Here is a 19,792-nt window from a genome sequence, read left to right on the forward strand (position 1 = left end):
GTTGCGGAAATGCTCTAACCGTTTGTGTTGCCGCAATTCCGGACGGAAAATTGCGGCACAGTTTTCCTGAGCTTCAGAAAGTCGCACGCTGTTTTACTAGTGCCATCGCGGGATGAAAGAATGCCCGGGCTGTATCGTCCGCTTCCCGCTGGAAGTATCGCAATCAAGTGTGTTCTATGTTTTTGACCGCTCGGACCCAAGAAATCCGGACCCCAACGGCGCCTCTTCACAATCGCAAAATGGTCCCCTTGCCGGGCCCGGCGTGATCCTGTCCAGGCGAAGCAGACTACGACAGCTTGTACCCGTCACGCGGCACCCCTGTTTCGCCCCATCCTGTCGGGATGCGGTCTGTCTGCGGTCCCTGATGCTGCTGCCGCCGGCTCCAGACGACTTGCCGATCGCATTCGAGGTGAGGCCGGTGGAGAGCAGGACGGTGACCAGCGGCGGCGTCCAAACGGCAGAGCGGCCACAACTTTTCAGAAATTCGCGGCGATCCTCCTCGCAGTCTGTCCCGAGTTTTTCGGTTTGAACGGCATAATCGAAATTCCTATGCGTTCAGCAATCACACCGGGCATTCATCAGGCTCGCAACGATCGCTGCCGCACTTCGGCTGCTGCATGTTTTTCCTTCGAAAGGAAACATGCAGTCGGGGATACTGGCACCGCCCGCTGCGGTTGGATATATAGGAAACCCTATAGTGAAGGTGGCAATCACGGCGGCCGACGAACCTTACGATCCAGAAGAATTCTGTCGTTTCGACCGTTTTCACGCCCAAGGAACAAAGCATATATCGTTCCATATATTTCGGCTTCGGCGGTTTGGTGCAATCATTTGTGCCGTGAAGTTGCGTTTACTTCGCCGGCCGAGAGCAGCACTGCTGCAGCGCGTCCGTAAAGTCTTCACCCTCTTAGAGGAAAGGGTTACCTATGCTTACACGTAGGAGAATTGTTTCCGTATGCGCGCTTGGAGTGTCCTTCCTAATGGTGCTCCCGCTTGTTTCAGTAACTGTATTTGACGGATCTTCCGACAAGGCCTTTGCAGACAGCCGCGATATCGGCCACAAGAAGGGCGACAAGGGCAAACAGGACAGCGGCACTGTCAACACAGGAGACTGATCGACGCCTGTGTCGTAAGCTCCATGCAGCTCGGAGGCTCTAAGGGCCTCCTTTTTTTGAGGAACCCTACGCATTCGTTTTGGAATAACTTTAGTCCAGAGCATTCCCGGGAGGTTTGTGGTCGATTGTTCCGCCCGGAGCCGATCGCTTCAAGGATGATACCCAAGCGTTGAAGGTCAGCCCACCACCTGTGGAGCTCGCAAGGTGACTGACCTTACAGACGTCCATCTGCCAGAAACGCACCACTAGGATTTCAGTGGATTGGTGTACTGGACATGAAGCGCAGCAAGCGTGGCGCGATTGCTGATGTCCAATTTGCGGAAGATGTTGTGCAGGTGGATCCCCACCGTCCCTTCGGAGGTTCCGAGTCTCGCCGCGATCATGCGGTTGGAGAGACCGCCGCAGATCAGCGCTGCGATCTCGCGTTCGCGTGGCGTAAGCAGACTGAACCTCTCCAGCGTCGCGTCGTTACCGACCTGAGACGCATTTGCCAGCAGATCGGCCGGCAGCCACTTCCCGCCCATGGCGACCTGCCGCATGCAGTCGAGCAGCGCTTCGGGCGCATATTCCTTCAGGAGAAGACCGGAAAGCCCCATCTTCAACGCTTCCGCGACCTGCGGGCCGCTGATCGTCGCAGTCAGGAAGATCACCCTCGGCAGACGCCGCGTGCCGCGGATCGCCCTCAGGATTTCCAATCCGCCCATGCCGGGCATGGCCACGTCGAGGACGGCAATGTCCGGCTGGAGACGGGATATGAGCGAAATCGCTTCGACGCCGCTTGCCGTTGCGCCGACGACGTCGAAGTCCGGCGCTGCGGCGATGATGTCCTGCAATCCTCGCAGGAGCAACGGGTGATCGTCGACGAGCAGCACCGAATGCATCACCTGACCTCCAGCTTCAGCGGTAGCGCGATCTTGAGCCCTAGGCCAGGAGAATTCCGGCAGACCGCCAGCTTTCCGCCAAGCTCCGCCACCCGCTGCGACAGCGAGAGGGGCTTCATCTCGAGTTCACCCGATATTCCCGTGCCGTTATCGGTGATCTCCAGGTTCAGGAGCTCCGCGTTCCTGACAAAAGCTATCCGCAACAGCGTCGCCCGTCCGTGGCGCACCGCATTGCTCGCGGCTTCGGAGATCAACTGCATTATCTCGTAAAGCATCCATTTGGGCACCACGAGCGGCGCGGGCCCGTGTGACACGTCGATTGCGCAATTCCACTGCGTTCTCAACAGGTCGAGAAATTCCGGAAGTTCCTGCTCGATCCTGGCTAGATTACCTTCCTCTCCCGGTCGGTTCTCATCCACGAATTTGCGGACACATTGCTGCTGTTCGAGGATGAGCGAGCCCACCTCCGTCAGCTGCGTCTTTGCGCCATCCGGGATTCCTTCTCCGATCAGTTTCAGTTTGAGACGCGCCGCAGTGAGGTTCTGAAGCACGCTGTCATGCAAATCGCGGGCAAGGCGCATGCGCCCCTCGGAACGGGCGGCCTGGATAAGAGCGACACGCTCGAGCTCCGTCCCGACGCGGGTGGCGATGATCTGAGACAGATCTTTCGTGTCGTCGGCGGCATTGGCGAAGCTGACCACGAAAACGCAGCCGCGATATCGAACACTGGAGAAGGTGGCGGAAAATACCTTGCGGTCCGATTGGTCGGTGTTTGCGCGGATCTGGGGCAGATCGGCGAACAGGCCATTCAGCGCCTCGCCGCTCTTGCGATCGCGTCCGTCGTAGTGATCGGGATCGTGACGACGCCAGAAGTCGGTGTCCCTGAGATCGGCCAATTGGAGCGTGCCATTAGCCCAGTATGCGACGCATCCCGATTCGAATTCCTGCTCACGCCAGATGACGAGCAGATGCGCATCGCCAAGAACGCCGGAAGCATGTTCCAACAGGATGCTCAGCCAGGACACCCGGTCCTCGCCGATTGCGCCCGGCGGCCACTGCGCGAGTTGCGCCAGGCGCTGCCGGCTTCGTTCGCGATAGGCTCCGAAATAGCCGAGCGTCGCCGCGATGAGCACGAAATAGGTGGACCGCATAATGAAGACGTTGAGTTCCGCGTCGCCGTCGAGAAGGTCGGGAAGGCCGACCACGAGCTGGACGAGAAGGGCGATCAGTGCTCCGAGCGCGGCACCCTTCAAACCCCAGCGCATCGTCATCGCCAGGATGACGAACGGAAGAATCGAAAAGAACGGACTCACCAGTTCGTTCGTCAGGAACGTCAGCCAGCCGACGACCGCCGCGTCGATACCATGGATCAGGAGGTGCACCGGACTGACGAACGAGTACCGCAGCGGAAAGATCACCAGCGCAGTTGCGAGGAGAAGGTAGAGGCAAAGAACGACGCGAGACTCGTATAGAAGCGAGTTCGGCCGAGTGGGATCGAGATAGATCGCCAGGATCGCGAAGGCTGCGGTGATAACGCGACCGAGGCAGATCAGGCGTTCCGGATCGGTGCGCAACAGCCACTCGCGCGCCCCCCCGGCAAATTCCTTGGCGGGGCGGTGAGCGCGCACAGGCGCGTCATTTCGGGTCGGCTGCGTGATCGCCATGCGCAACTCTGCCTTCGCGCGATCGCGGAAGTGAAAATTTATATTAGTATGTCGCGATCTTCACTGCGAATGGCGCGAAAGTCAACGATCCTGTGCCGCCTAAGCGCGCCTGAAGAGACGCGCGACGCTGGAGCGGCTTCGGCCGACCGTCGCGCGCGGCTTGCCGAGGACAAGCGCGGCAACGGCGATGCCCAGCACGCAGACAGCCGCCGTCGTTGCGACCGGGACGCGGCGGGACGAGCGCAGCCCGCCGTCTATGCCCCCGGGTTCGGCCGGTGCCCTGAACAGATTGCCATGGCTCCTCGCCACGCGCGGCGCGCGGCTCAGATAACGCGATGTCAGCTTCGCCATGAGCCGCGGGGTCATGTTCGGCGCGACGAAATGCGCAAACCGCGTCAGATCGGCGACGAGGCCGACGGTCAGCGAATTACGGGGGCGCTCCGCCAGGCGCACGATCGCCCGGGCAGCGCGGCGCGCATTGTAGACGGGCGGAGGAACGCTCAGCCTGCGACCGGTGTAATTGGCGCCGTGCCTGACCCCGGGTGTGTCCATGAAGGTCGGATAGACGTCGCAGATGTGAATGTCGCGCTCGTCCGCAAGCTCCGCCCGCAGAGCTTCCGAAAAGCCCCTCAGGCCGAATTTGCTGGCGCTGTAGGCCGCGGCAAAGGGTGCAGAGGCGAAGCCGCCGAGCGAGATCATATTGATGAAAATGCCATGCCGCTGTTTGCGGAAGATCGGGATCGCCGCATGCGCGTCGTTTAGATGGCCGATCAGGTTGGTGCGGATGACCTGTTCATGCGCTTCGATCGGCGTTTCCTCGAAGCGGCCGACGGCGCCGACGCCGACATTGCTGAACCAGACGTCTATCTTGCCGAAGCTCATCGCCTTCCTGGCCAGGTCCTTGACCGCATCGGCGTCCGTCACATCGGTCGGGGCGACGAGAACCTCCGCTCCGAGTTTACGGCAGGCTCTGGCGACCTCGTGAAGCGCGGCCGCATCGCGCGCCGCAAGCACGAGCTTCGACCCGCGCCGGGCAAAGGCCTCGGCGGTGGCCTGTCCAACCCCCGACGACGCCCCGGTGATGACGACCACTGCATCTTCGAGAGAATTCAACATATCGCTCCTCCATCTGCCGTCCGCACGCCGGCCGCAACGACATTACAAGCATGCCCCGCCGGCTGCGGAACCGCGAGGGAGCGAAGATGTTCCGGCAGCGCCTGCCTGTTAACGCTTCGTCTTGCCGGCGTCCGAAACCTTGCCGCGATGCGGATCCTTCAGGTTCTCGCCGACGGCGTCCCGATCGCGTTCCGGATCATCCTTGGCGGGGAGATATCCTCTCGGGCGCGTCTCCTTCGGCCCTTCCCACCGCGGCGACTGCTCGGTGGTGCCGGGCGCACCTTCCTTTGGCGTTTTCATGTCATTCTCCATCAAGCTGAAAGGCGAACCGACCACTATACATCCGGATCGCACTCATTCCTGGTCTTTCATGTCGGGCAGGGGATTGCGCTGGTCGGCATCCTCCAGGTCGGACTTGACGATGTATTCATCCCTCTTCAAACGCGCCGCCTCCCGCGCGGCCTTGGCGTTCGGGATCTCGTCCGGTTCGATCGGGGGTTTGTCGGCCTCCGGGCGCAGGTCGCTGTCATTCTCGACAGGCGGTTGCACGGTCTTCACATCAAGGGGGGCCGCGGATGGGCGCTTGGCTCTCTCCATCTTACTCTCCTGCTGTTTCATTGGGTCAGGAGGGCAACGTGAAGCCGCAGGCGAAGTTCCATCGGCGGTCTTCTCAAGGCCGGAACAAAGCCAGTCTGCCCGAGTTAGGGCCGCGTACTCGCCGGAGGCAGCGCAGCGATGCCGATCGCCATTCCAGAAGGAGCCTTGCGAAGGAGTTCGTGACCATGGAAAAATTTCCGCACCCTCCCTTTCCCCGCCAAACCCAGGATATGCCCGGCACCACCGATCGGATGCAGCCGCTGCCGGATCACGGGGAAAACTCCTACCAGGGTTCCGGACGCCTGAAGGACAAGAGAGCCATCATCACCGGCGGGGACAGCGGCATCGGCAGGGCCGTGGCGATCGCCTATGCGCGCGAGGGAGCGGACGTTCTCATCAGCTATCTGAGCGAACATGACGACGCGATGGCCACCAAGGCTCTGGTGGAGGAAGCCGGCCGCAAGGCCGTGCTTGCCGCCGGCGACATTCAGTCGTCCGACCATTGCCGCAGGATCGTCGAAACGGCCGTTCGGGAGCTCGGCGGCATCGACATCCTCGTCAACAATGCGGCCCATCAGGCGACCTTCAAGAACATCGAGGACATCAGCGACGAGGAATGGGAGCTGACATTCCGCGTCAACATGCACGCGATGTTCTATCTGACCAAGGCAGCGGTGCCGCACATGAAGAAGGGCAGCGCCATCATCAACACCGCCTCCATCAATGCCGATGCTCCCAATCCGATCCTGCTCGCCTATGCGACCACCAAGGGCGCGATTCACAATTTCAGTGCCGGTCTCGCTCAGATGCTGGCCGAGCGGGGGATAAGGGTGAACGTCGTGGCTCCGGGACCGATCTGGACGCCGCTTATTCCCTCCACCATGCCCGAGGATACGGTCATGAATTTCGGCAAGCAGGTGCCGATGAAGCGTCCGGGGCAGCCCGTGGAGCTCGCCTCGGCCTATGTCATGCTCGCAGACCCCATGTCGAGCTACGTGTCCGGTGCGACGATCGCCGTGACCGGCGGCAAGCCGTTCCTCTGAGCGGCCGGCGGTCGGCGAACGGCTCGTCGATCGCACCCGAATGAAATGTACATTTCATCTTGATTTTCTTCAGAATTGGTATTCCATTTCCTCCCGGCTTCACAGTCGCCCGAGGGAGGTACTTTTCATGAAACGCATATTGTCCGCTGCCGCACTGGCTCTCCTCGCCAGCGGGGCCAGCGCCGAAAACATCGGCATCACCATCGCCCGCTCCGACAGCGCATTCCTAACCATCCTGCGCGACGGCATGCAGGACCAGGCCGCCAAGCTCGACGGCGTCACCGTCCAGGTCGAGGATGCGCAGAACGATCCGAGCCGGCAGCTCGATCAGGTGCAGAACTTCGTCTCCTCCGGCGTCGACGCGATCATCGTCATCGCTGTCGACGGGGACAGCACACCTGCGCTGACCAAGATGGCGAGCGATGCGGGCATCCCGATCGTCTACGCGAACCACCCGCCGGCCGATGTCGACAAGCTACCCGACACGGCTGCCTTCGTCGGCTCCAACGAGGTCGATTCCGGCACGCTGGAAACGAAGGAAGTGTGCCGGCTGCTCGGTGGCAAGGGCGCGGCCTATGTCCTCATGGGACCGCTCAACAATCACTCCTCGCTCGTCCGGACGAAGGACATCCATGACGTGATCGCCACGGACGAGTGCAAGGGCATGAGCGTCATCGAGGAGCAGAGCGCCAATTGGGATCGTCTCGAAGCCGCCAACATCATGACCAACTGGCTTTCGACCGGACGGGAATTCGATGCCGTGATCGCCAATAACGACGAGATGGCCATCGGCGCTATCCAGGCCATGAAGGCGGCGGGCGTCGACATGTCCAAGGTCGTCGTAGGCGGCATCGACGCAACGCCGGACGGCCTGGCCGCCATGGCCGCGGGCGATCTGGACGTCACCGTCTTTCAGAATGCGATCGCCCAAGGGGCTGCCGCCATGGACGCCGCCGTCGCCCTTTCGCGCGGCCAGAAGACCGAACGGCAGATCTGGGTTCCCTTCGAACTGGTGACGCCGCAGAACATGCAGGACTACGCCACGGCCAACCAGTAGGCCCTGGTCCCAGGACCTCATCCAGTTCTCGTCCGCCGGCCGCTTTTCCCTCGCACCGCCTGCAGAGAAGGCGGCCGGCAGGTCGGATGACTGTTTCGCCCGGCCTCGTCGCACCGTTTGACAGCGACGAGAGTCACTTCGGGGAAAACCGACCACCATTCGTGAATTTCATTCACAGGCATTGCGACTGGCGAGGTGCTTCTCGCGGCCGGTCGGCTGCAGCATATTGCACTGCGAAACGTCAACCATCGCCAACGTCTTCGAGTCCCGCTTCGCGACCGCGAATGGCGGGCGGAAAGGATTTGCCATGCCTTTGGCCATCTTCGCATTGACGATCGCGGCCTATGCGATCGGAACCACCGAATTCGTGATCGTCGGTCTGCTGCCGACGGTCGCCACCGACCTCGCAATTACGCTGCCGCTTGCCGGCCTCATCGTCAGCGTCTACGCGCTCGGCGTCACCTTCGGCGCGCCGGTCCTGACGGCGCTGACCGGGCGGATCGAACGCAAGCCGCTGCTTCTCGGGCTGATGGCGCTCTTCATTGCCGGGAATACGGCCGCGGCGCTCTCGCCGAACTACGAAGTGCTGCTCGTCGCACGGGTGCTTTCGGCCTTCGCCCACGGCGTCTTCTTCTCGGTCGGCTCGACGATCGCCGCCGATCTCGTACCGGAGAACCGCCGCGCTTCCGCGATAGCCATGATGTTCATGGGACTGACGGTCGCGATCGTCACCGGCGTCCCTGTCGGCACCTATGTCGGCCAAATCTTCGGGTGGCGGGCGACGTTCTGGGGCGTTGCGGCGCTCGGTGTCGTCGCCTTTGCCGGCATCGCCGCCCTCCTTCCGGGCACGCTCACCAAATCCGCGCCGGCGAGCCTTCTCGATCAAGTGCGGGTGCTCGGTTCCGGCCGTCTGCTCATCGTCTTCGCCATGACCGCGCTCGGCTATGGCGGCACCTTCGTCGCCTTCACCTTCCTGGCGCCGATCCTGCAAGAGGTCACCGGCTTTTCCGAACGGAGCGTCAGCCTGATCCTCGTGCTTTACGGCGTCGCCATTGCCATCGGCAACATCGCCGGCGGGCGGATCGCCAACACCAATCCGGTCAAAGCGCTTGTCGGGCTCTTCCTGCTGCAGGCGCTGGTGCTGGTGATCTTCTCGTTCACCGCCGTCTCGCCGGTGCTGACGCTCGTGACGCTCGCCGCGCTCGGCTTCCTGTCCTTCGCAAACGTACCGGGTCTGCAGCTCTACGTGGTTCAGCTTGCCAAGGAGCACCGGCCCGGTGCCGTCGACGTCGCCTCGGCGCTGAACATCGCCGCCTTCAATCTGGGTATCGCGCTCGGCGCGTGGCTCGGCGGCTTGGTGGTCGCCTCTCCACTCGGCCTGGCTGCCACGCCGTGGGTCGGTGCCATTCTCGTTTCGGGCGCACTCCTGCTCACGCTCTGGAGCGGCGTTCTCGACCGCCGCGAAACGGTGTGCGGCGAGCCCGCTACCGTCACCGGCTGAGATTTGCGAAACATCGCGCTGCCGCCGGAATTGCGGCAGCGCACAATTCATCATTGCATCGGCAGCAGCCGGTCCGTATAAAGCCGGTACTCACCCCGGACCCGGTGAAACCCCGGGTGGCTCTTCTGGCCGCCGATCCGCCAGACAACGCAACAGCATCAAACCATGACGAGCCGGCCTCCCGCCGGCCTGGTGCGCTACTCTTGCGAAGAAAATCATGAAACTGACACTTGCCAGCTATAAACGCGAATGGTTCTCCAATATCCGCGCCGACGTCCTATCGGGCATCGTCGTGGCGCTTGCACTGATCCCGGAGGCCATCGGCTTCTCGGTCATCGCCGGCGTCGATCCGAAGGTCGGCCTCTTCGCCTCCTTCGCCATCGCCTGCGTCTCCGCCTTTACCGGCGGCCGCCCGGGGATGATCTCGGCGGCAACGGCCGCCACCGCCGTCCTGATGGTGACTCTCGTCAGGGATCACGGCCTCCAATATCTCTTTGCCGCCACCCTGCTGATGGGGCTCATCCAGATCGCCGCCGGCTTCCTGAAGCTCGGCCGGGTGATGCGCTTCGTCTCCCGTTCGGTCATCACCGGCTTCGTCAATGCGCTTGCGATTCTGATCTTCATGGCGCAGCTTCCGGAACTCATCGGCGTGCCGCACGTGACCTATGCGATGATCGCGGCGGGGCTCGCGATCATTTACCTGTTTCCTTACGTCACCAGGGCGGTTCCCTCGCCGCTCGTCGCCATTGCCGTTCTGACCGCGGTGGCCGTATGGACCGGCATGGACATTCGCACGGTCGGCGATCTCGGCGAACTGCCGTCGAGCCTGCCGATCTTCGCGCTGCCGCAGGTGCCGCTCACCTTCGAGACGCTGCAGATCATCTTCCCCTATTCCGTGGCGCTTGCGGCCGTCGGGCTGCTCGAATCCCTTCTGACCGCTCAGATCGTCGACGACATGACGGACACGACGAGCAACAAGAGCCAGGAATGCATCGGCCAGGGCGCCAGCAACATCGCTTCCGGTCTCATAGGCGGGATGGGCGGCTGCGCCATGATCGGCCAGTCGGTGATCAACGTGACCTCCGGCGGGCGCGGGCGGCTCTCGACCTTCGTCGCCGGCGCCTTCCTTCTCTTCCTGATACTCGTCCTCGACGACCTCGTCCGCATCATTCCGATGGCCGCACTGGTGGCTGTCATGATCATGGTCTCGGTCGGCACCTTCTCGTGGCGCTCCATCCTCGACCTGCGCCGCAATCCCCTGCCCTCCTCCGTGGTGATGCTGGCAACCGTCGTCACCACGGTCGGCACCCATGATCTCGCAAAGGGCGTTCTGGTCGGGGTGCTTCTGTCGGGGGTGTTCTTCGCCGGAAAGGTCGCCCGCCTCTTCCATGTCCGCTCGATGCTCGACGAGAGCGGCACGGTGCGCACCTACCATGTCGACGGCCAGATCTTCTTCGCCTCGACCGAGGGATTCATCAGCGCCTTCGACTTCGCCGAGCCGTTGGAAAAGGTCGTCATCGACGTCGGCGAGGCGCATCTGTGGGACATCACCGCAGTCGGCGCACTGGACAAGGTGGTGCTTAAATATCGCCGCCACGGCGTAACCGTCGAGGTGATCGGCCTCAACGAGGCGAGCGCTCATATGCTCGACCGCTTCGCCGTGCACGACAAGAGCGAAGGCGCGGCGCTCACCGCAACACACTGAATTCACGAGACCCCGAGTCGGATAGGATCAGCCCGGGGTCTCCTCCACAGGGACACGGGTTGCCCTGCCGGCGAGCACGGCCGCCTGCGGCTTTTCATCTAAAGTCAGGCGGAACTATACCCGAAAATACCCTGCGGCTCACGACTACAGCAGGCTACCGCCGAGACACTCCCGCAGGTTCTCTACTATCTCCGCGATCCAGACATCGTTCATCAGTTCCAGCGGCGCATTGAATGAAACCGCAACATTCACTTCGTATTGGCCACGTCGCGGGACCGGTAGGCCGATGCCGCCCTCGCCGGGCAGATAATAGCCCATATTGACCGCATAGCCGCGATCGCGCGCCTCGCTTACAAGTTTCGTCACGACACCGGCATCGACGTGTCGCAGCGCCGGGTGCGTTGCATAGCGCTCGGAATTCGCTTCGATGATCTGTGCCGCATTGTCCTCCGGCAGCATGGAAAGCAAGGCCACGCTTCCCGCGGCAACGCCCATGGGCACGCGCGCGCCCACGCCCATCGTGAACTGCCTGCGCGTGGATCGGCTGACCATTTCGGCGCAAACGGCATCCACGCCTGCCTGCACCATCAGATAGACGGTGAACCCGGTGCGCCGCGCGAATTCGGTCATGCCGGGCCGGATCAGTTGAATCTGGGACTCCAGCCGCTCCTGCCGTTTGGCGAGCATTTGGATTGCCGGGCCCAGCCGGTAGTGCCCGTAGCGCCCCGCCGCCTCGGCAAAACCTTTCTGCAGCAGCGCGGCTACACTGCGGTGGGCGGCCGACTTCGCGCTCCCCGTCCTTCGGGCGATTTCGGCGAGACTCAATCCGTCCGGCCCTGCGTCCCCGAGGACGATCAGTATCTCCAATGCCCTCTCTGCGTTGAGGGAGGAGCCGACGCTTCCAGACATAATGCCACCTACGTTATATTCCTATAATCAGAACAATATAGGCGTTTTCGTATCGATTAAAGGAATTTGTTGACATGGTGGACGATTGCCAGCATCGTGACCACCAAGGAAACGGAGTTTTCCGGACAGGAGAGGAGGCTGTCGCTCACCGGTTTCCTGCGCCCGATCGTCGGCGCAGGCGTCGGCCGGGTATGCTTTGTCAGGCGCCTCCGTCCTGCCCGGGGTCTGACAAAGGGCGAGTGTATGCTGCCATTTCTGATCAAGCGCCTGGGGTTCGCGATCCTGACCCTGTTCAGCGTGCTTACCCTGGTTTTTCTGATCGTGAGGGTTCTGCCGGGGGACCCGGCGCTCGTCATTCTCGGAGACCAGGCGAGTCCGGCCAGCATCGCTGCCCTGCATGCCCGGCTCGGCCTCGACCAGCCCGTTCTCGTGCAATACGGCCAGTTTCTCCTGCAAGCGGTGCAGGGCGACCTCGGCAAGTCGATGGTGACCGGCCGGCCGGTTTCGGAAGAAATTCTCGCAGTTCTGCCCTATACGATGGAGCTGACTATCGCGGCACTCGCCCTCGGCGTGGTGCTGGGCGTTCCCGCCGGCGTCTGGGCTGCCGTAAGGCGCAATCGCCTCCCGGACTACCTTCTGCGTTTCATCTCACTGCTCGGCCTTTCGCTTCCGGCCTTTGTCGCGGCAATCGTACTGCTGATGGTTTTTGCGATCCAGTTCCGCTGGTTTCCCGTCATCAGCGCAGGCAGCGGTGAAACGATAGCCGACCGGCTTCGGCAAATGGCGCTGCCTACACTGGCGCTTGCACTGATCATGATGGCCTACATCACCCGCGTGACCCGCTCGGCCATGCTGGAGGTGCTCAATCAGGATTTCGTGCGCACGGCACGCGCCAAGGGTGCCACCCCCGCCGCCGTGATCTGGAGGCATGCTCTCGGAAACTGCATGATCCCGATCACCACGGTCGTCGGGCTCTATCTCGGCATTCTGATCGGCAATTCGGTTCTGACGGAGATCGTGTTCTCGCGCCCCGGCCTGGGCAAGCTGATCCTCACGGCACTCACGCAGCGGGACTACACGCTGCTTCAAGGCATGATCGTCATCTACACGCTGATGGTCGTCGTCGTGAACCTGCTGACCGACCTGACCTATGGCTTTCTCGATCCGAGGGTGCAGTACAAATGACCGACGCCACCGTTACACCCTCACGGCCGATCAGCCGCAGAAGCGCCTTTCGTGATTTTGCCGCACAATTGAACGCATCGACCTGGATCGGCATGCTCATCGTTCTGGCGCTGGTCCTGGCCGCGATCTTCGCGCCGCAGCTGGCGACGCACGATCCTGCAAGTCAGAACATCATGGACCAGCTGGCCGAGCCGGGCGCAAACTTCTGGCTGGGCGCCGATCAGTTCGGTCGAGACATCTGGTCGCGGATCCTCTACGGCGCACGATACTCGCTGACCATCGGGTTCTTCGCCATCCTGACGGCGCTGATCGTCGGCACGTTGATCGGCATGATCGCCGGCTATGTCGGCGGCCGCATAGACATCGTCTTCATGCAAATCATGGATGTGGTGCTGGCTTTTCCCTCGCTCATTCTCGGCCTCGCGCTCGTGGCGTTGATGGGCGCCACGCTGACCAACATCATCATCGCGATCGCATTCACGGCAACGCCCGCTTTCGCACGCATCGCCCGTGCCGGCGTGATTACACAGCGCGACCGCGAATATGTACAGGCGTGCCAGGCAATGGGCTTCTCGGGACCGAGGATTCTGTTCAGGCACATCATGCCGGCGATCCTTCCCGAGGTGATGGTCATGGCCTCGCTGTGGATGGCCACTGCCGTGCGCACCGAAGCGTCTTTGGCGTTCATCGGTCTGGGGCTGGCGCCGCCGACACCGACCTGGGGCGGCATGGTGCGCGACGGGTTCGACAACATACTGAGCTCTTTCCATCTCGCACTCGTCCCCAGCTTGGCGATCCTGCTTCTGGTCCTTGCCTTCAACCTGATCGGCGATGGCCTGCGCGATGCCATCGACCCCCGCCTTAAGGATGCCTCGTGATGGAGAAGAAGCCTGTCATTTCGGTCCGCAATCTCAGCGTCTCCTTCGGTCGCACCACGGTTGTTCATGATCTCAGCTTCGACATCGCTGCGGGGAGCACTCTCGCGCTGGTCGGAGAATCCGGCTCCGGAAAATCGGTTACCTCGCTTGCGATCATGCGGCTCCTGCCCGAGCGCGTCGCACGAGCCGGAGGCTCGATCACGCTTGATGATCGTGACCTCCTGACACTGGCCGAACCGGAAATGCGGCAGGTGCGCGGCGGACGGATCAGCATGATCTTCCAGGAGCCGATGACGTCGCTGAACCCGGTCCAGCGCGTGGGCGACCAGCTCGCCGAGGTGATCCGCATCCATAGGGGGCTCAAAGGTGCGGCGCTGAGGGAAGCCGTACTGGAGATGCTGCGGAAGGTGCGTATCCCCGACCCGGAAGCGCGCATGCACCAGTACCCGCACACCTTCTCCGGCGGAATGCGGCAGCGCGTGATGATCGCCATGGCTCTCGCCTGCGATCCCGCGCTGATCATCGCCGACGAGCCGACGACCGCACTCGACGTGACGGTTCAGGCTCAGACGCTGGCCCTGCTGAAAGACCTTCAGCGTGAGACCGGCGCTGCGGTTCTGTTCATCACGCATGACATGGGCGTCGTCGCCGAGCTGGCAGACAATGTGCTGGTCATGCGCCGGGGACGCGAAATCGAAAGCGGCACCGTCCACGAGGTCTTCTCCAATCCGAAGGACGCCTATACCCGCAGCCTGATAGAAGCCGCTCCCAGCCTCGTGGGAAAACTCAGCGAGATCAGCGTTCCTGCTCAGCCGGTGCAAGGCGTGCCGGCCTCGATCACCGGCGAAACGCCCGTACTCGACGTTACCGACCTCACCGTGCGCTTTCCCGTACGCAGTGGATTCTTCGGTCGCCTGACGGGAATGGTTCACGCGGTCGAACGTGCATCGCTCGCGATAACGAAAGGCGAAACGCTCGGTCTGGTGGGGGAGTCCGGCTCCGGCAAGTCGACGATCGGCAAGGCCGTCATAAACCTCGCACCGATCGGTTCCGGCGATGTGCGGGTGTGCGGGCAGCGCGTGGACTATGACGATCCGCAGAGCCTCGCCCGTATGCGGCGCGACGTGCAGATGATATTCCAGGATCCCTACGGGTCGCTCGATGCCCGGCAGACGATCGGCTCTGCGATCATGGAGCCCATGCAGGTCCATGGGCTCGCCAGGGGCGCCGAAGCCTTCGAGAAGATGCAATGGCTGATGGAGCGGGTCGGCCTCGACCCGTCGCGCGCCTCGAGCCTGCCGCATGAATTCTCGGGCGGCCAACGGCAGCGCATCTGCATCGCGCGCTCACTGGCGATGTCGCCGAAGCTCATCATCGCCGACGAAGCGGTCTCCGCGCTCGATGTGGCGATCAAAGCCCAGATCATCGACCTGATGATCGACCTGCAGAAGGAATTCGGCGTCTCCTATCTGTTCATCAGCCATGACATGGCCGCGGTAGAACGCATCTGCGATCGGGTGGCGGTCATGTATTTCGGCGAGATCGTCGAGATCGGCAAGACCGAGGACGTTATCGGCCGGCCGGGCCACGAATATACCAGGCGCCTGCTTTCGGCCATCCCGATCACCCATCCCGACCAGCGCGGACGGCGCCCGCCCCAGGGCGTGGACGTCACCCAGCCGCGCAGTCCCATCAAGCCACTCGCATATCAGGCCCCGGCCCCCCGCTGGTCCATGGCCTCCGAAGGGCACTTCATCCGCAGTGCGACCTGACCTCCAACGCAGAAGGAATACCGACTTGCACACGATCGAAGAGCTTGCAGCCTTTGTCGCCGGCTGCCCGGCGGCAGACATAGGCGGACAGGCGCGTGAAGCCGCGTCGCTTCTCTTGGCCGACCTGATGGCTGCGACGGCCGCCGGCCTGCACTCGCCTCTTGCGACGGCCGCCCGCGAAGCCGCCGTCGATCTGTACGGAACCGGACCGGCGGCAGTCTGGCTGACCGACATCAATCTTTCGCCCGCCGGAGCGGCCATGGCCAATGCCGCGGCGGCCAGCGCCCTCGACATCGACGACGGCCACCGCGGTGCCGCCGGTCACGCCGGAGCAGGCGTCATCCCCGCGGCCTTGGCCGTGGGGCAGGCGTCGGGCTCGAGCGACGAGCAGATCATGAGCGCGATCGTACTCGGTTACGACGTCGCGCTGCGCGTGGCGTCGTCTCGTCCCACCTCGACCATCGACACCTACAGCAGTGGCCGCTGGGTGGGCTACGGAGCTGCCGCTGCTGCCGGACGACTGCTCGGCTTGACCGCCGGACAGCTTGCAAATGCAATGGCCATTGCCGGGGCCGAGGGGCCCATAAGCTTCCCGACCGGCAGCTCGAAATATCAGGGAACCACCGTGAAGGAGGCGATCCCGCCGGCGGTGACGGCGGGGCTGACCGGCGCCTATCGCGCACGCGCCGGAGCGACCGGCCCCCTCGACCTTCTGGACAGGCCCTCGCATTTCGACCGCGAAGTCCTGACCGGCGGCCTCGGGCAGAGCTGGTGGCTGCAGCAGTGTTACCTCAAACCCTATGCCTGCTGCCGGTACATGCACGCTGCAATCGACGCGGTTGTCCAGTTGCACCAGCCCGGCAAGGCGATCCGCAGCCTTCGGATCGAGACGTTTCCGCAGGGACTGAGGCTTTCGAACGCCCGCACGCCGAAATCGCTCGAAGCCGGGCAATACAGCTTCTACTTCAGCTGCGCTCTGGCAGCCTTGTACGGGCCATCGGCCCTGCAACCCGTCGATCCGAACCGGTTGCAGGATCCGGACGTGCTCGATCTCGCCGGCCGCATCGAGCTGGTAGCGCATGAGGACTTTGCCGGCTCGTTCCCCGGGGGCACGCCCTGCCGCGTGATCATCGATCAGGGTGGAGGTCCGCAGACCGCCACCGTCCTCCACCCGCTCGGCGACGTCGCCAACCCGATGTCGCGCGAACAGGTGAAAGAGAAATTCCGCAGGATCGGCGCGGCAAGCGTCGACTCCGGCTGGCTGAACGACATTCTCCCGGCACTCGACGGGATTCTGGACCATGGCTTTGGGCCGCTTTTCTCCGTGCTGAACCCTCGCCAATACAATCTGAACAAACGCAACATCATGCTAATCAAGGAGGTAGCGCAATGATGCAATTCAAGTTCCCGAGGGCTCTGGTCCTGGCGGCGATTATGGCTGGCAGCGCGCTCGCTCCCTTGCCGGCGATGGCCGCAAAGACGGAGCTCACTCTCGGCGCGGCAGCAGCCGACATCGGCAATCTCGATCCTCATTATTCGGCGAGCACCACCGACCGCACCTTGGTCGCCTGGATATTCGGCGGCCTGGTCCGCTTCGCTCCCGGCACGACCGACCCCGCCTCGATCGAACCGGACCTTGCCGAAAGCTGGGAATCCAGCCCCGACAAGCTGGTCTGGACCTTCAAACTGCGCAAGGGTGTCCAGTTCCACCACAACTATGGTGAAGTGACCGCCGAGGACGTCGTCTTCAGCCTGCAGAAGGCAGCGGATCCCGAGCGTTCGGCCTTCGCCACCGACTACGCCTCCTTCGACAAGATCGAGGCAGTCGATCCCTATACCGTACGCATCACGCTGAAGAACGCCATTCCGAGCGTGCTGGGTCCGTTGGCGAACTATGCCGGCGGCTTCATCGTCAGCAAGAAGGCCTACGAAGAACGGGCGGAGAGCTTCTCGCGCCGTCCGGTCGGTTTCGGTCCGTTCCAGCTCGACTCGATCGAGCCCGGCGTGGCCGTGCATTTCAGTGCCCACAAGGATTATTTCCGCGGCGCGCCGAAATTGACGAAGGTGACGTATCGCTTCCTCAATGCTGCGGCTGCGCGCGATCTGGCGTTCCTCGCCGGTGAAGTCGACGCGGCCACAGGGCTTGCGGACCCGAATTGGCTGAAACGCACCCTGGCGGTCGACGGCACCACCGTGGACATCTTCGATCCAGCCGAATTGACCGTGCTGCACATCAACACCAAGAAGGCGCCGTTCGACGACATCCGGGTCCGTCGTGCCTTGGCCCACGCCGTGGATCCGAGCCGTGTCGCCGCCTATCGCGGATCCGAATTCACCCGCGTGGGAAAGTCGGTCATTCCCTCGAACAATCTCGGCTACACCGAAGACAACGGCCTGGTAACCTTCGATGCGGAAAAGGCCAAGGCACTGCTTGCCGAGGCAGGCCATCCGGACGGCATCACGGTCAAGATGATCTCGAGCCAGCTGCCGAGCTATGAATCCTCGAACCAGATCCTTCAGGCTCAGCTTCGAGAGGCAGGCTTCAATCTCGAGCTGCAACCGGTCGAGCACGCCACCTGGCACCAGATGATCCGCCAGGACCTGAGCCCGCTCGTGACCTATGGCGCGGCTCGCTTCCCGGTAGCGGATGTCTATCTCAGCCAGTTCTTCCATTCGAACAGCGCCATCGGATCGCCCGCTGCCGTGACGAACTTCAGCCATTGCGACGTGGCCGACAAGCAGATCGAGGCAGCTCGTGTCGAAACCGATCCGGAAAAGCAGCTGGAGCTGTGGCACGAAGCACAGCGGCTGATCATCGAGGCGGTCTGCGGGGTTCCGATAACCGAGACCGCAGGTGTTTGGGCGCGGCGCAAGAACCTGGACTGGGGCTTCGACTTCAAGGGCTCGATGTCGCTCGGGCCGCTGGTGACCGAACTCACTCATTTCACGGAATAACAATCCACGGGCTGCGGGAAACCGCAGCCCAAATCATTGTGTGATGAACCCATCATGTCCAAAGAGATTTTCCCGATCTATTCCAGCCCATGCGGCTGGAACGCAATGCTCCCGAAGCGCACACCCCGCTCCCCGTTGCAGAGCGACCTTACCGTCGATTATGCGATCGTGGGTGCCGGCTACACCGGCCTGGCGATCGCACGCCGGCTCCGTGAACTCGATCCGCAGGCAAGGATTGCCGTGCTCGAGGCATCATCCGTCGGAGAAGGATCTTCGGCCCGCAATTCCGGTTTCACCGGGTCCGAAGTGCTGCCTCGCACCGCCACCCTTGCCGGCGCCGAGAAAGCGCGGCGTCAAACGGCTCTGATGAGGGAAGCCTTCGACTGGCTCAAAAGCATGATTGCAGGTGCCGGCATCGAATGCGAGCTGCAGAAAGTCGGATCGATCCGCGCTGCGGCGACGGAAGCCGGCGAGGCCTCGCTGAGACAGGTCGTCGAAGTCGCGAAAGCCAACGGAATAAGCCACACGGTGCTGGGGCGGAACGAAATAGCCGAGCGCATCGGATCGGATTATTACCGCTTCGGCCTCTACCTGAACGACACCTATTTGCTGCAACCGGCAGCCCTCATTCGCGGCCTGGCCGACTCCCTGCCGGACGGCATCGATCTATACGAAGATACGGCGGTCCAACGATTGAAGCGGAACGGCGGGAGCTGGGAGCTCCTGACCGATGGCGGCGTCGTGCGCGCGCGAAACGTCGCTCTCGCAAACAACGGGTTCATCCGGCGTTTCGGCTATCTCAAGCTCCGCATGACCACGATCTTTACCTATGCCGCGGTGACGTGCCCGGTCCCCGAGGCCGACCTCGGCCATCTCGGCCAGTCGCCGGCATGGGGTCTCCTGCCCTCTCATCGGCTTGGGACGACTTTGCGGCGTATCGGGCGCGACCGTCTCATGGTGCGCTCCCTTTATGCCCACGAGCACGAAGTGCCCGTGGAGGAGGCGTCGGCGAAGTTGCGCGACCGCTTTGTTCGGCGGTGGCCGGGTTTGGGCCATGTGGACCTGGAATATGTCTGGGGCGGCGCGACGGCGTTCACCATGAATGGCGCGCCGTGGTGGGGCAAGCTCGATGACGGCCTTTTCGCGTCCGGCGGTTGTAATGGCAGCGGGATAGCGAAAGGCACGATGCTCGGCCGGCATCTCGCCGAGCTGATGCTCGGCACCGGCGATCCGGCAAAGGTCAGCAGCGCGATGGGAACGGCCAGCCTGATCGCCCCCGAACCCTTCCGCAGCATTGGCTTCCAGATCGTCTCGGCGATCGAGAGCCGCAAAGCGGGCCTGGAAGCCTAGAAAGTTTGAACGACGCACTTCCGGACGGAAAGCCGATTCGCACTTTTCCTGGAAGTCCTCTAAG

At 62.7% G+C, this 19,792-nt stretch carries 18 protein-coding genes and 1 other annotated feature; of the genes, 11 read left to right on the forward strand and 7 right to left on the reverse strand.

Annotated features, from left to right (window positions below):
• Positions 1-174: 174 nt before the first annotated feature.
• Positions 175-480: a hypothetical protein gene (locus CN933_RS32530; RefSeq protein WP_522954409.1), complete on the reverse strand. Its 306-nt coding sequence runs from the start codon at positions 478-480 to the stop codon at positions 175-177.
• 446 nt (positions 481-926) lie between these two features.
• On the opposite strand from CN933_RS32530, the gene CN933_RS32535 reads away from it, so the two are divergent.
• Positions 927-1,115: a hypothetical protein gene (locus CN933_RS32535; protein WP_018095960.1), complete on the forward strand. Its 189-nt coding sequence runs from the start codon at positions 927-929 to the stop codon at positions 1,113-1,115.
• Between the two features lie 245 nt (positions 1,116-1,360).
• Here CN933_RS32535 and CN933_RS10740 read toward each other — a convergent pair whose 3' ends face one another.
• From CN933_RS10740 to CN933_RS10760, 5 genes are all read right to left on the reverse strand, one after another.
• Positions 1,361-1,996, reverse strand: a complete 636-nt coding sequence (locus CN933_RS10740; RefSeq protein WP_018095961.1) for a response regulator — start codon at positions 1,994-1,996, stop codon at positions 1,361-1,363.
• A complete protein-coding gene (locus tag CN933_RS10745; RefSeq protein ID WP_102761470.1) occupies positions 1,996-3,660 on the reverse strand; it encodes a sensor histidine kinase in 1,665 nt (554 codons plus the stop codon). Before CN933_RS10745 ends, CN933_RS10740 begins: the two co-directional genes overlap by 1 nt.
• Before the next feature lie 99 nt (positions 3,661-3,759).
• Entirely contained in the window at positions 3,760-4,776 is a 1,017-nt protein-coding gene (locus CN933_RS10750; protein WP_102761471.1) for an SDR family oxidoreductase, read from the reverse strand.
• Positions 4,777-4,884: 108 nt separating this feature from the next.
• On the reverse strand, positions 4,885-5,076 hold the full coding sequence (locus CN933_RS10755) for a hypothetical protein (protein ID WP_003532118.1): 192 nt from the start codon (positions 5,074-5,076) through the stop codon (positions 4,885-4,887).
• Between the two features lie 54 nt (positions 5,077-5,130).
• The gene (locus tag CN933_RS10760; RefSeq protein ID WP_102761472.1) at positions 5,131-5,373 is read right to left on the reverse strand and encodes a hypothetical protein; all 243 of its coding nucleotides are present in this window, start codon (positions 5,371-5,373) and stop codon (positions 5,131-5,133) included.
• A 185-nt stretch (positions 5,374-5,558) separates the two neighbouring features.
• On the opposite strand from CN933_RS10760, the gene CN933_RS10765 reads away from it, so the two are divergent.
• From CN933_RS10765 to CN933_RS10780, 4 genes are all read left to right on the forward strand, one after another.
• Positions 5,559-6,416, forward strand: coding sequence for an SDR family oxidoreductase (locus tag CN933_RS10765; RefSeq protein ID WP_102761473.1), 858 nt, complete (start codon positions 5,559-5,561; stop codon positions 6,414-6,416).
• Between the two features lie 127 nt (positions 6,417-6,543).
• Positions 6,544-7,473: a sugar ABC transporter substrate-binding protein gene (locus tag CN933_RS10770; protein WP_102761474.1), complete on the forward strand. Its 930-nt coding sequence runs from the start codon at positions 6,544-6,546 to the stop codon at positions 7,471-7,473.
• Between the two features lie 307 nt (positions 7,474-7,780).
• The gene (locus CN933_RS10775; RefSeq protein WP_102761475.1) at positions 7,781-8,974 is read left to right on the forward strand and encodes an MFS transporter; all 1,194 of its coding nucleotides are present in this window, start codon (positions 7,781-7,783) and stop codon (positions 8,972-8,974) included.
• Between the two features lie 94 nt (positions 8,975-9,068).
• Positions 9,069-9,124 (forward strand) — a sequence feature (sul1 is cis-regulatory element that is thought to sense ions involved in sulfur or methionine metabolism; They are found in Alphaproteobacteria).
• Between the two features lie 67 nt (positions 9,125-9,191).
• Positions 9,192-10,679 carry a SulP family inorganic anion transporter gene (locus tag CN933_RS10780; protein ID WP_102761476.1) on the forward strand — a complete coding sequence of 496 codons (1,488 nt, stop codon included), beginning with the start codon at positions 9,192-9,194 and terminating at the stop codon, positions 10,677-10,679.
• Between the two features lie 144 nt (positions 10,680-10,823).
• On the opposite strand, the gene CN933_RS10785 is transcribed toward CN933_RS10780, so the two are convergent.
• On the reverse strand, positions 10,824-11,588 hold the full coding sequence (locus CN933_RS10785) for an IclR family transcriptional regulator (RefSeq protein ID WP_026168698.1): 765 nt from the start codon (positions 11,586-11,588) through the stop codon (positions 10,824-10,826).
• A gap of 243 nt (positions 11,589-11,831) precedes the next feature.
• Between CN933_RS10785 and CN933_RS10790 the strand changes: the two genes are divergently transcribed.
• Genes CN933_RS10790 through CN933_RS10815 form a run of 6 tightly spaced genes read left to right on the forward strand, consistent with a single transcriptional unit; the run spans position 11,832 to position 19,728 of the window.
• Positions 11,832-12,773, forward strand: coding sequence for an ABC transporter permease (locus CN933_RS10790; RefSeq protein WP_026168699.1), 942 nt, complete (start codon positions 11,832-11,834; stop codon positions 12,771-12,773).
• Entirely contained in the window at positions 12,770-13,651 is an 882-nt protein-coding gene (locus CN933_RS10795; RefSeq protein WP_018095972.1) for an ABC transporter permease, read from the forward strand. The genes CN933_RS10790 and CN933_RS10795 overlap by 4 nt, the downstream gene beginning before the upstream one ends.
• Positions 13,651-15,423 (forward strand): ABC transporter ATP-binding protein, encoded by a 1,773-nt coding sequence (locus tag CN933_RS10800; protein ID WP_102761477.1) that lies wholly within the window; start codon positions 13,651-13,653, stop codon positions 15,421-15,423. Before CN933_RS10795 ends, CN933_RS10800 begins: the two co-directional genes overlap by 1 nt.
• Positions 15,424-15,448: 25 nt before the next feature.
• On the forward strand, positions 15,449-16,816 hold the full coding sequence (locus CN933_RS10805) for an MmgE/PrpD family protein (protein ID WP_102761478.1): 1,368 nt from the start codon (positions 15,449-15,451) through the stop codon (positions 16,814-16,816).
• Positions 16,813-18,378 (forward strand): ABC transporter substrate-binding protein, encoded by a 1,566-nt coding sequence (locus CN933_RS10810; protein ID WP_102761479.1) that lies wholly within the window; start codon positions 16,813-16,815, stop codon positions 18,376-18,378. Before CN933_RS10805 ends, CN933_RS10810 begins: the two co-directional genes overlap by 4 nt.
• A gap of 54 nt (positions 18,379-18,432) precedes the next feature.
• Positions 18,433-19,728, forward strand: a complete 1,296-nt coding sequence (locus CN933_RS10815) for an NAD(P)/FAD-dependent oxidoreductase (protein ID WP_102761480.1) — start codon at positions 18,433-18,435, stop codon at positions 19,726-19,728.
• Positions 19,729-19,792: the final 64 nt, after the last annotated feature.

It is taken from the genome of Sinorhizobium sp. M4_45, assembly GCF_002885915.1.
GTDB classification, from domain to species: Bacteria; Pseudomonadota; Alphaproteobacteria; order Rhizobiales; family Rhizobiaceae; genus Sinorhizobium; species Sinorhizobium meliloti_A.